The 10994-nt window shown below is 61.0% G+C and carries 8 protein-coding genes; 3 read left to right on the top strand and 5 right to left on the bottom strand.

The window, feature by feature from the left end:
• Positions 1 to 198: 198 nt before the first annotated feature.
• Entirely contained in the window at positions 199 to 3294 is a 3096-nt protein-coding gene (gene ydiJ, locus IE061_RS16740) for a D-2-hydroxyglutarate dehydrogenase YdiJ (protein ID WP_016914374.1), read from the bottom strand.
• Between the two features lie 314 nt (positions 3295 to 3608).
• Between ydiJ and serS the strand changes: the two genes are divergently transcribed.
• Positions 3609 to 4886: a serine--tRNA ligase gene (gene serS, locus IE061_RS16735; protein ID WP_016914373.1), complete on the top strand. Its 1278-nt coding sequence runs from the start codon at positions 3609 to 3611 to the stop codon at positions 4884 to 4886.
• Here serS and IE061_RS16730 read toward each other — a convergent pair.
• The gene (locus IE061_RS16730; RefSeq protein WP_189463342.1) at positions 4828 to 5676 is read right to left on the bottom strand and encodes an SIMPL domain-containing protein; all 849 of its coding nucleotides are present in this window, start codon (positions 5674 to 5676) and stop codon (positions 4828 to 4830) included. The two genes, serS and IE061_RS16730, sit on opposite strands and share 59 nt — an antisense overlap.
• 196 nt (positions 5677 to 5872) lie before the next feature.
• On the opposite strand from IE061_RS16730, the gene IE061_RS16725 reads away from it, so the two are divergent.
• A complete protein-coding gene (locus tag IE061_RS16725) occupies positions 5873 to 6991 on the top strand; it encodes an AI-2E family transporter (protein ID WP_193462102.1) in 1119 nt (372 codons plus the stop codon).
• A 54-nt stretch (positions 6992 to 7045) separates the two neighbouring features.
• Here IE061_RS16725 and trxA read toward each other — a convergent pair whose 3' ends face one another.
• The gene (gene trxA, locus IE061_RS16720; RefSeq protein WP_016914369.1) at positions 7046 to 7369 is read right to left on the bottom strand and encodes a thioredoxin; all 324 of its coding nucleotides are present in this window, start codon (positions 7367 to 7369) and stop codon (positions 7046 to 7048) included.
• 335 nt (positions 7370 to 7704) lie between these two features.
• On the opposite strand from trxA, the gene cysB reads away from it, so the two are divergent.
• Entirely contained in the window at positions 7705 to 8679 is a 975-nt protein-coding gene (cysB, locus tag IE061_RS16715) for an HTH-type transcriptional regulator CysB (RefSeq protein ID WP_193462101.1), read from the top strand.
• A gap of 103 nt (positions 8680 to 8782) precedes the next feature.
• Here the strand turns inward: cysB and IE061_RS16710 are convergent, their stop codons facing one another.
• Together IE061_RS16710 and pabB are read right to left on the bottom strand one after the other, a co-directional pair.
• On the bottom strand, positions 8783 to 9403 hold the full coding sequence (locus IE061_RS16710) for a phosphoadenosine phosphosulfate reductase domain-containing protein (RefSeq protein ID WP_193462100.1): 621 nt from the start codon (positions 9401 to 9403) through the stop codon (positions 8783 to 8785).
• 133 nt (positions 9404 to 9536) lie between these two features.
• Positions 9537 to 10895, bottom strand: a complete 1359-nt coding sequence (gene pabB, locus IE061_RS16705; RefSeq protein WP_193462099.1) for an aminodeoxychorismate synthase component I — start codon at positions 10893 to 10895, stop codon at positions 9537 to 9539.
• Positions 10896 to 10994: the final 99 nt, after the last annotated feature.

Genomic DNA, 10994 nt, shown 5'->3' with positions numbered 1-10994 from the left:
CACGACCGGGACGTGAATGCGGCCCGGAATATCCTCAGCCTCGGGGCAGGACGTTGCCCTCAAGAAGTTGGAATCCCCGTCCTTTAGGGCGGGGAGGACGTCAACAGCAGGAAGAGAGCTAACGGATTAGCGGCAACCGCCGGAAAACCAAAGGGCCTGCTGGAGACAGCAGGCCCTTCGCGTTGCGGTTCGAGGCGGTTATTGGCTACGCAGGCAGTGGAGCAGCGCCTGAAGCGGATGAGCCAGCGTTTGCGCTGAGTAACGCTTCACCTGGCTACGGCACGAGTACCCGGTGGCCAGCAGCTTGCCTGCGTTCTCTTCGGCCTCTACCTGAGGCTGCCAAGACTGGGCGTAGATGGTTTTGGAGGTGGCGACGTTACGGCTTTCATGGCCGTAAGTACCCGACATGCCGCAGCAGCCCGTGGTGGCCAGCTCCAGCTGCAAGCCAAAGGCAGCAAACACCTGCTGCCACGCTTTGGGGCTGCCCGGCGCGTTGGTTTTTTCGGTGCAATGGGAAAGCAGCTTGTAGCCCGGGTCATTCAGCTTCACCGGGCTGGGATTGAGCGTGTTGACACGGGTAGCAAGCCACTCCTGCAGCATCAGCACCGTGGGCACCTGTTCGCTGCCCAGCGCTTTGACGTACTCCTGGCGATAGGTCAGCGTCATGGCTGGGTCGATGCCTACCATGGGCACGTCGAACTCGCTCAGCGCCCGCAGGCGCCTGGCCTGCTTGGCCGCGGTGCGCTCGAAGGCACCTAAAAAGCCTTGTACGTGGAGCGGCTTACCGTTGGTGGAAAACGGCATCACGAACACGCGCAGGTTCAGCCGCGACAGCAGCTCTACGACATCCATCACCAGCCTGGCTTCGAAGTGAGTCGTGAACGCGTCCTGCACGATGATCACGCTCTGCGCGCGCTGCTGTTCGGTGAGCAGGGCCAGTGACGTAGGCGTGGCTTCTGCCACCCCCCAGGCACGCAGCTGCTTTTTCACGCTGGCGCGGGAGAGCGTGGGGGAGTCGCTGATGCCGAGCCCTTTGTGCATCAGTTGGGTGACCCAGCGCTGCCCCAGGGCGGCGTTATACAGAGGGGCGATCCTGGTCAGCGCGGGCAGCATGAACTCGGTGCCCCCGATCACGTAGTCGCGCAGCGGGCGCAAATAGCGGCCGTGGTAGACCTCCAGGAACTGCGCACGGAACTGAGGCACGTGGACCTTGATAGGGCACTGGCCTGCGCAGGATTTGCACGCCAGGCAGCCTGCCATGGCATCGTACACTTCGTGGGAGTAGTCGTGGTGCTGCTGACGGCTGAGGGTGTTCATCACTCGCTTGGGAAAGCTCTTGATAAAGCCCCAGCTGCGTTCGGCCTTCTTCTTGCGCGACTCTTCGACCACGTCGATGCCTGCCTGAGACTGCAAGCGCAGCCATTCCCGGATCAGGCTGGCACGGCCTTTGGGAGAGTGTCGGCGGTCGCGGGTGGCCTTCCACGACGGGCACATGGGGTCGTCCACATCGTAGTTGTAGCAGGCGCCGTTGCCGTTGCAGTAAACCGCTGCGTCGTAAGCCTGCCAGGCGCGTTCGTCGATGGTGCGGTCCAGCTGGCCGCGCATCGTTACGCCATCCACGCGCAGCAGCTCCGGGTCGCTCTGTCTGGCGATCAGCGGGGCATTTTCAGCGGGCGAGGCGATCTTGCCAGGGTTGAGCTGGTTATGCGGGTCGAAGGCCGCCTTGATCTGCTGCAGGCAAGGGTACAGCTCACCAAAGAAGGTGGGGCCATACTCCGAACGCACGCCCTTGCCATGTTCACCCCACAGCAGCCCGCCATATTTCTGGGTCAGGGCGACCACTTCATCGGAAATCTCCCGAATCAGCGCTTGCTGCTCGGGGTCTTTCATGTCCAGTGCCGGGCGCACGTGCAGCACCCCCGCATCCACATGGCCGAACATGCCGTAGGAGAGCTGGCGAGCATCCAGTGCCGCGCGGAACTCGGCGATGAACTCGGCCAGGTGTTCCGGCGGCACGGCGGTATCTTCCACGAAGGGTAGCGGGCGCTTTTCTCCCTGCACATTGCCCAGCAGGCCCACCGAGCGCTTGCGCATGGCGTAGACTTTCTGAATTTGTGGGCGGCCTTCCGCCAAGGTGTAGCCCAGCCGCTCGACGCGGGTGTCCTGGCCAAGGTGCCGGGTGAATGCCGCCACTCGCTCGGCCAGCGTATCGGCGTCGTCGTCGTTGAACTCGATCAGGTTGATGCCCTGTATGGGCGTGCTGCCCGCCGGGAAGAACTCGGCCACGCTGTCCCAGACGAAATCTTCCATGGCTAGCTGCAGCACCGTGTCGCCCACGGTCTCGATGGAGGTAGGGCGAGCGCTACTGGCCATCAGCGCCTTGGCATCGCGCAGCGCATCCATGAAGCTGGCATAGCGAACGTTCACCAGCGTCGCGTACTTCGGAATCGGCAGCACGTTCAGCACCGCCTCGTTCAGGAAGCCCAGCGAGCCTTCGGAGCCACACAGCAGGCTGTTCAGGTTGAGCTGGCCGTCCTCACGCAGATGGGCCAGGTCATAGCCGGTCAGGCAGCGGTTGAGCGGGGGGAACTTGGCGTCGATCAACGCCTTCTGCTGGTCGATGATGGTGGCAGCGGTACGGTGTACTTTCCCCAGTACGCCTTCCTCGGCCAGTGCTTGCTGCTCCTCTTCCTCGCTCAGCGGGCGGCTGTGCAGGTGCTGCCCACCGAGCAGGATGGTATCCAGCGCCAGTACGTGATGGCGGGTCTTGCCATATTCGCAGCTGCCCTGGCCGCTGGCATCGGTGGAAATCATGCCACCGATGGTGGCCCGATTGGAGGTCGACAGTTCGGGGGCGAAAAATAGCCCGTGGGGTTTCAGAGCGGCGTTCAACTGGTCCTTGACCACCCCGGCCTGCACCCGCACCCGCCGTGCTTCCACGTCGATCTCGAGGATCTGGTTCATGTGGCGGGAAACGTCCACCACGATGCCGTCGGTCAGCGATTGGCCATTGGTGCCGGTGCCGCCACCTCTGGGGGTCAGCACCACTTCCCGGTGGGGCAGCTCGGCAGCCAGCTTGGCCAAGCGCTCCAGGTCTTCGGCGTGCCTGGGGAAGACCGCTGCCTGGGGCAGGCGCTGATAAATCGAGTTGTCGGTGGCCAGCACGGTGCGGTTGGCGTAATCCGGGGCGATTTCGCCCTCGAAACCGCGGGCGCGCAGGGCGTCGAGGAAGCGGACGTAGTGGCCCTTCAAACGTTCAGCGGGGGCCGTGCGGGTATCCAGAGATGCAATCATGGTGAATCGAGCCGTCACTGCTGGGGGCGAATAGGGGAATAGCGTACTTTACCCCAGCTACTCCAGGCGTGCATCTTGCCTGGCCGTTGGCGCTGGCGAGACCGAGAGAGATTATGGTTGCTCAGTATGGTGAGGCTTTGCACTACCTTAGCTTTAAAATGCAGCGTTTTGCTATAGCCAAACGCCTACAATCTTCATGTCCGCTTTTCCCTCGTACAATGGCCATGGCTCCCGTCCGCGCTTTTGCCTACAATGGTCGCCTTTGTCGCGCCCTGGGCGGCGCGTGTCATTGAATTCTGGCCAAGGAATACCTCATGCTCGATCCGAAACTGCTGCGCGGTGATCTGGAGACGACGGCGCAACAACTGGCCCGGCGGGGCTTCGAACTCGATACAGCGGCACTGCAGGCGCTGGAGTCGCGCCGTCGTGAGTTGCAGACTCAGACCGAGCAGCTGCAAAACGAGCGCAACATGCGTTCCAAGGCGATTGGCAAGGCCAAGGCCAACGGCGAAGACATCCAGCCGCTGCTGGATGAAGTAAGTGACCTGGGCGACCGCCTGGACAAGGCCAAGAAAGAGTTGGCTGAGGTGCAGGAGGAGTGGGACGATGCCATCAGCGGTATTCCGAACCTGCCCCATGACAGCGTGCCGGAAGGCAAGAACGAAGACGACAACGTCGAGTTGCACCGCTGGGGCACGCCCCGTGAGTTCGACTTCGAGGTGTTGGACCACGTGGACCTGGGCAAGCGTTCGGGCTATCTGGATTTCGAACTGGCCGCCAAGCTGACCGGAGCGCGATTTGCCGTCATGCGTGGGCCGATCGCGCGTCTGCATCGTGCACTGGCCCAGTTCATGCTGGATACGCAAACCCAGCAACATGGTTATGAAGAGTGCTATGTGCCCTACATGGTGAATCGCGATTCGCTGATGGGAACGGGGCAACTGCCGAAATTTGGCGAAGACCTGTTCAAGCTCGACGATGAGCGAGAGTACCACCTGATTCCCACCTCCGAGGTGCCGCTGACCAACTTTGTGCGCGACGAGATCGTCGAGCTGTCGGCGCTACCCATGAAGCTGACCGCGCACACGCCCTGTTTTCGTAGCGAGGCCGGTTCTCATGGGCGCGACACCCGGGGCATGATTCGCCAGCATCAATTCGATAAGGTCGAAATGGTACAAATCGTCGAGCCCGACAAGAGCTATGCGGCGCTGGAGGAGATGCGCGAGCATGCCGAGGCGATCCTGCAGGCTCTGGAGCTGCCTTACCGGGTCGTGACGCTCTGCACAGGGGATATGGGCTTTGGGGCAGCGAAAACCTACGATCTGGAAGTGTGGCTGCCCAGCCAGAACACCTACCGGGAAATTTCGTCGGTCTCCAACTGCGAAGACTTCCAGGCGCGTCGCATGCAGGCTCGCTACCGCCACCCGGATTCGAAAAAGCCGCTGCTGCTGCATACCCTGAACGGTTCGGGGCTGGCGGTAGGGCGGTGCCTGCTGGCGGTATTGGAGAACCACCAGCAGGCGGATGGTTCGATTAGCGTGCCGGCGCCTCTTCAGCGCTATCTGGGCGGTCAGGAGCGTCTTGCCCTGTAATGGCCCACTCGACGTTCACGCCAGCATCGATGCGAATGGTGCCGGGGCGATAGTCGCTGGCTGAGCCGCTACCCACGGCGTCACTTTCGGCCCGCATGGCCATCATGCGTGGCTGGAAGATGGGCGCCTGGGTCTCTTCGATACGCTGGACATGGCCCAGCTCCACGCCAAGGGTGGTGGCCATCAGGTCTGCCTTGTGGCGGGCCTTCTCCAGCGCTTTGGTCAATGCTTCATCGGTGGCGGCGTCACGGTCGTGCAGGTCAAACTGCACGCCATCCAGGGCATTGACCCCCGCGCCGATCAGCGCGTCCAGCACATCCCCCAGCTGTTCTACGTCAGCCAGTTCGACGCTGAACGGGCGTTCGAGACGCGTACGCATCAGGTTCTCCTGCTCGCCATCGTCACTACGCGGGCCTGCCACGTACTCGGGGTAGACGTTGAGCGAGCCCGCCGTGATGGCGCGCTGCTTGATGCCCGCTTCCTCGATGGCCGCAATCAGCTCACTGGCGCGCTGCTCCAGCCGCTGCCGGGCGTCGCTCAGCTCATCGCTTTGGGTGTCTTCCAGGGCAGACACGGCAGGGGTGTTTTCCCATAGCCGCGCGCTGAGCGTCGCCTTGTCGGGCTCGACTTCTACCCACGACTGCGCTTGCACGAAGACGCTTGGGGGAGGCGGTGCTGCCTGGCTGATGGGGGCGACCAATAGTGCGAGAAGGGCGCCCCCCAACACGCCATAGCGAAGGCGTTTGATAGGGTGGCGCAGCCGATTGACGGAGTTGAGCTGGGTTTGCATGGAGTCACTTCCTTGCTGAGAGAGCCAATGTGTTATGAGACCGAATGCTGGGTGATGACCCGCAGCTTTGAAGCAGAGATACACGGAAAGTTCACAGGCTAATGAGTCGTGATGACGTCTTTCTCAATAGGTGCACGGTTTGTGCATTGTCACGCCAGCAGCCATTATGTACGGATAACATGCTAAGGATCAGGCTATGTCGAAGTTGTCAGATGAGGATTATCGCAGTATTCCACTTAACGCTACCCTGGCGCTGGCCGCGCTGGTGGTCATCGTTGCCGGAATGAAAGTAGGTGCCGATCTGCTGGTACCTTTGCTATTGGCGGTGTTCATTGCGGTGGTGTGCACGTCGCCAGTGCAGTGGCTGCATGGCTGGGGGCTGAGTCGGCGTACGGCAGCCATGCTGACGCTGCTGGTGCTACTGGCCTTCATTTCCCTGATTGGCCTGCTGGTGGTCAACAGCTTCGGCACTTTCGTGGAAGCGCTGCCGGACATCGAGGCGCGCTTGTACGAGCATTACTGGAATTTGCTCAATACGCTGGCGTCCCATGGCTTGGCGATCAACCCGGAGCAGCTAAGCTCAATGTTTGCTATGGAAGACGATGGCTCATGGGTTGCCATGCTGCTGGGCGAGCTGGGTTCACTGTTCATGCAGGGCACCATCGTGGCGCTGTTGGTGATCTTCATGCTGTTCGAGACGCTGCACTTTCGTGACAAGGTCTCGCGCGCCCTGGAAAACCCTGCGCCCAGCCTGAAGCGTTTCAGCGAGTTCAGCTTGACCCTGAAGCGCTATCTGGCCGTGAAGACGGTCATCAGTCTGGCCACCGGTGTTCTGGTGTGGCTTTCCTGCCTGATGGTAGGGGTCGATTTTCCGCTGCTCTGGGGGGTGCTGGCTTTTGCCCTCAACTTCATTCCCAACATTGGCTCTGCCCTGGCGGCCATTCCTCCTGTCTTGCTGCTGCTGGTGTCTCAGGATGGCGGCGTGCTGCAGGCGTTCATGCTGGCGTCGGCTTACCTGGCCATTAACTTCATTTTGGGCAATCTGGTCGAGCCCCGGGTCATGGGGCAGGCGTTGGGGCTATCCACCTTTGTGGCGTTTCTTTCCCTGGTGGTGTGGGGCTGGATCTTCGGCGCGGCGGGTATGCTGCTCTCCGTGGTGCTGACCATGACGCTCAAGATTGCGCTGGACAGTCATCCACAAACCCGTTGGATGGCACACCTATTGGGGCCTGGAAAGCAGCGCCGTTCGGATGCCCAGCCTGGCGATGCACGGCGGCCACCGCTGAAGCGTGACAAGCAAGAGTCGCAAGGGTAGGAGGCGTAGGGCGGGGCAGCCACCGCTGGCAAGGCCAGCGGTGATTGTGAGCGCTTAGGCGTTCTGGTCGATGAACTGAGTCAGTTGCGACTTGGACTGCGCGCCGACCAGTGAGGCGACCTTGGTGCCTGACTTGAACAGCATGACCGTGGGCACGCCACGTACACCCTGCTCAGCGGCAATTTCCGGTGCGTCGTCCACATTGACGCTGACGACTTTCAGGTTGTCTCCGCGCTCGGCAGCGACTTCATCCACCACAGGTGCCATGACTTTACATGGGCCGCACCAGGGGGCCCAGAATTTGAGCAGGACAGGCTGTTCGGCGTTGAGGACTTCTTGCTCAAAATTGGCGTTGGTGACATCAACATTGTTAGCCATTTGCTTCTCCCGTTTGCGTTGCTCTTGCAGTTACGTTGCCTCAAATGGAGCAACGGTCATTACGCGATTTACCAGCGCTCTTTCACCGCGCCAAGTTGCCAGATGTTAGCGGTCACGGCGGATGCTGGCAAATTCCAGATGCGTTTTACGCTGAAATAGAAAAAATTAATGGATGCTGATAGCGATGATTTTTTATACTATATGGGAATTATAGATCGTTTTTTTATTCACAATTATGCTCGTTGAGCGTCATGCTCCGGGCATCGGGCGGGCACGCAGTGGTGGCGGCGCGGGACGTTTTGCGGCGTTTCCGGCATTGAACATTAGGTGAGGATATGAAGCTACAGCAACTTCGCTATATCTGGGAAGTCAATCGACATAACCTGAATGTGTCAGCAACTGCCCAGAGTCTGTTTACCTCTCAACCGGGTATTTCCAAGCAGATTCGCCTGCTGGAAGACGAACTGGGTGTTGAGATTTTTGCCCGCAGCGGCAAGCACCTCACGCGCGTCACCCCTGCGGGCCAATCGATCATCGAGCTGGCCGGGCAAGTGCTCAAGCTTGCCGAAAACATCAAGCAGGTCGCCCAGGAACACAGCGACGAGCGTCGTGGCAGCCTGGCCATCGCGACCACCCACACCCAGGCCCGCTATGCGCTGCCGCCGATCATTAGCGAGTTCACGCTAAAGTATCCTGACGTGGCGCTACACATGCAGCAGGGCACTCCCAAGCAAATTGCCCAGATGGTCAGTGAAGGGCAGGCGGATTTTGCCATTGCCACCGAGTCGTTGGAGCTGTTTACCGACCTTGTACTGCTGCCTTGCTACCGCTGGAACCGCTGCGTGCTGGTGCCCAAGGAGCACCCACTCGCTTCTCTGGAAGGGCCGCTGACCCTTGACGCCCTGGCAGAGTATCCGTTGGTGACTTACGTCTTCGGTTTCACTGGGCGTTCGCAGCTGGACGATGCCTTCAAGGCCAGGGGGTTAACCCCCAACGTCGTGTTGACGGCCGCTGATGCCGACGTCATCAAGACCTATGTGCGCCTGGGCATGGGAGTGGGCATCGTGGCTCATATGGCGGTAGACCCTACCCAGGATGACGATCTGGTGGCGCTGGACGCCAGCCACTTGTTTGCCAGCTCCACCACCAAGATCGGCATTCGTCGTGGCACGTTCATGCGCGGGTACATGTATGACTTCCTGGCGCGCTTTGCCCCCCACCTGACTCGCGACCGAGTGGACGAAGCGCTGACGGCGGGGCCGCGCCATGAGCACGCGCTGTTCGAAGGTGTCGAACTCCCCGAATATTGAGCGCGGCCAGCGATTTGGGGTTGATAAACCAACTCACCGCCCTGTTCACCGCTTTATGTTGTGGTGAACAGGGCGGTGAACTCGTCAGGTGGCTATATCAATATCAATGCTGCAGGTGCAGCCCACATTCGCGTTTCTCTTCCACCTTTGTGGGGTCGAAGTAGTCGAAGTTGTTGGGCAGGTCATGGGCCTGAAGATATTCGTACATGTCCTTGGCGGTCCACTTCAGTAGCGGCGCCACTTTCAGCAGGCCGTCGCTGTTGCGGCTAACGGACTGCATCCTGGCCCGTTCGGGGGTGTCTTCGGCGCGCAGGGCGGTGAACCAGATGTCGGGCCGCATGGTGGCCAGGGCGCGCTCGAACGGCTCGATCTTCACTTCCTGAGTGAACGCTGCATGACGCGGGTCGTCGATGCCCGGCATGGGGCCGTCCAGGGCCTCCCGGTGGGCGCGGGTGCGCTGGGGTAAAAAACTCACCAGGTTGAGGTCGAGCCGTCGAATCACGTCGTCGGCAAACCGGTAGGTAGCCTCGGTATTGTAACCGCTGTCCATCCAGACGATAGGAATGTCCGGGCGAACCTGCGTCACCATGTGCAGGATCACGGCCTCGAAAGGGCGAAAGTTGGTGGTGCAAATAGGGCGCTCGCCCTGACGGAACGCCCATTCGATCAACCCCTGCGGGTCATCGGCGTATTCTTGATGAATGGCTTCGAGAGCTGAGGACATGCTGCCTCCTGTTGAAAAGCGTGCGATGCCATTAGGCTACCAAAGCCCTGTGTAGTGCCCCAATACCGTTTGGTTTGGGTTTTATATTCCTTTCTGATGTAACAGTGCTTCTTTTTTATTCCAAAGCGCTGATTTATTCTAGAGCACCAATCAGATGGCGGATCTTGTCGAGGGTTTCCGTGTACTCCTCGTCTGCCTGAGAGTCGGCGACCAGTCCGCCGCCGCCCCATACACTCAGGCTACCGTGATCGGCCACCATGGTGCGAATGGCTATCGAGGTGTCCATGCTGCCACGGATGTCGATATAGCCCAGGCTTCCGCAATAGACGCTACGCTGGCAGGGTTCCAGCTCATCGATGATCTGCATGGCGCGTATCTTGGGCGCGCCGGTGATCGAGCCGCCGGGGAAGGCTGCCGTGAGCAGCGAAAGCGGTGAGTGTGCGGGCGCCAACTCTCCCTGAACGACGCTAACCAGATGGTGCACGTTGGGGTAGCTTTCCAGTTGGCAAAGTTGCGGCACGCGTATCGAGCCGGGGGTGCAGACTCGCCCGAGGTCGTTTCGCAGCAGGTCGACGATCATCACATTCTCGGCCCGGTCCTTGGTGCTGTTGAGTAGCTCCTCGGCTAGCGCCTGATCTTTTGCGGGCGTTTCGCCGCGGGGCCTGGTGCCCTTGATGGGGCGGGTTTCGACGCGGCCATCACGGCACTGAATGAAGCGCTCGGGCGACAGCGACAGCACTGCCTGGCCCTGCCAGGCCATATACCCCGAGAAAGGCGTCGGTGTGGCGCGTCGCAGCTGCAGATAGGCTTGCCACTCATCCCCTTCGTAGCGGGCGGAGAAGCGCTGTGCAAGATTGATCTGGTAGCAGTCACCGGCGCGGATATAGCGCTGTACGGCCTCGAAGCGCTCGGTATATTCGGCCTGGTTGAGCTGGGCCTTGAACGGCTGTGTCAGCGTGAAAGGCTCGCCTGCTGGCGGGGCTTCTTCCAGCCAGGCCAGCACCTCTCGACGGCGCGCATCGCTGGCCACCAGCCAGGCTTGCTGGGTGACATGGTCAAAGGTGATGCACCAGTCATACAGGCCCAGGCGGGCCAGCGGCAGCTGAGTAGCGGGCGGGTGCTGGCTGGGTACTGAACAGGCCTGGCGGCCCAAGTCGTAGCTCCAGTAGCCGATCAAACCGCCCAGGAAGGGCAGTTCGCTGTCGAGGGTGGGCACGGGCAGCTGTTCCAGCAGCCACTGCTGTTGCGCCGTGCTGTCATCGTCGAGATGAGCTGGCAGCGTCAATGTGGTGGAGCTGAGCTGTGCCTGGCGGTTTGCGCAGATTTCCAGCGTGGCCAGCGGGTCGCTGCTGAGGATGTCATACCGGCCGCTGGTGGCCACGGGTCGGCCGCTGTCCAGCAGCACCGCCCCGGGCCGTTGCCGTAAGCGGGCAAAGGTGGCCAGCGGGTCGGAGAAGTAGGGCAGAGCGGAGATCGTCAACGCCGTTGTCATGAAGCAAACGCCAGTCCGGAAAGGGCGGCATATTTTAGGGTGCTCGCGCCAAGGACACCAGCCGCGTTTATCGACGGCGTTCTCACGTAAGCGGGCGGT

It is taken from the genome of Vreelandella hamiltonii (genome assembly GCF_014651795.1).
GTDB classification, from domain to species: Bacteria; Pseudomonadota; Gammaproteobacteria; order Pseudomonadales; family Halomonadaceae; genus Vreelandella; species Vreelandella hamiltonii.
This window is presented reverse-complemented; position numbering and strand designations above follow the sequence as displayed.

What these genes read in the sequence shown, in the direction of transcription:
- IE061_RS16710 (WP_193462100.1), bottom strand. Translation starts at nt 9,403, where the DNA reads ATGTCCTCAGCTCTCGAAGCCATTCATCAAGAATACGCCGATGACCCG.
- ydiJ (WP_016914374.1), bottom strand. Translation starts at nt 3,294, where the DNA reads ATGATTGCATCTCTGGATACCCGCACGGCCCCCGCTGAACGTTTGAAG.
- cysB (WP_193462101.1), top strand. Translation starts at nt 7,705, where the DNA reads ATGAAGCTACAGCAACTTCGCTATATCTGGGAAGTCAATCGACATAAC.
- pabB (WP_193462099.1), bottom strand. Translation starts at nt 10,895, where the DNA reads ATGACAACGGCGTTGACGATCTCCGCTCTGCCCTACTTCTCCGACCCG.
- IE061_RS16725 (WP_193462102.1), top strand. Translation starts at nt 5,873, where the DNA reads ATGTCGAAGTTGTCAGATGAGGATTATCGCAGTATTCCACTTAACGCT.
- IE061_RS16730 (WP_189463342.1), bottom strand. Translation starts at nt 5,676, where the DNA reads ATGCAAACCCAGCTCAACTCCGTCAATCGGCTGCGCCACCCTATCAAA.
- serS (WP_016914373.1), top strand. Translation starts at nt 3,609, where the DNA reads ATGCTCGATCCGAAACTGCTGCGCGGTGATCTGGAGACGACGGCGCAA.
- trxA (WP_016914369.1), bottom strand. Translation starts at nt 7,369, where the DNA reads ATGGCTAACAATGTTGATGTCACCAACGCCAATTTTGAGCAAGAAGTC.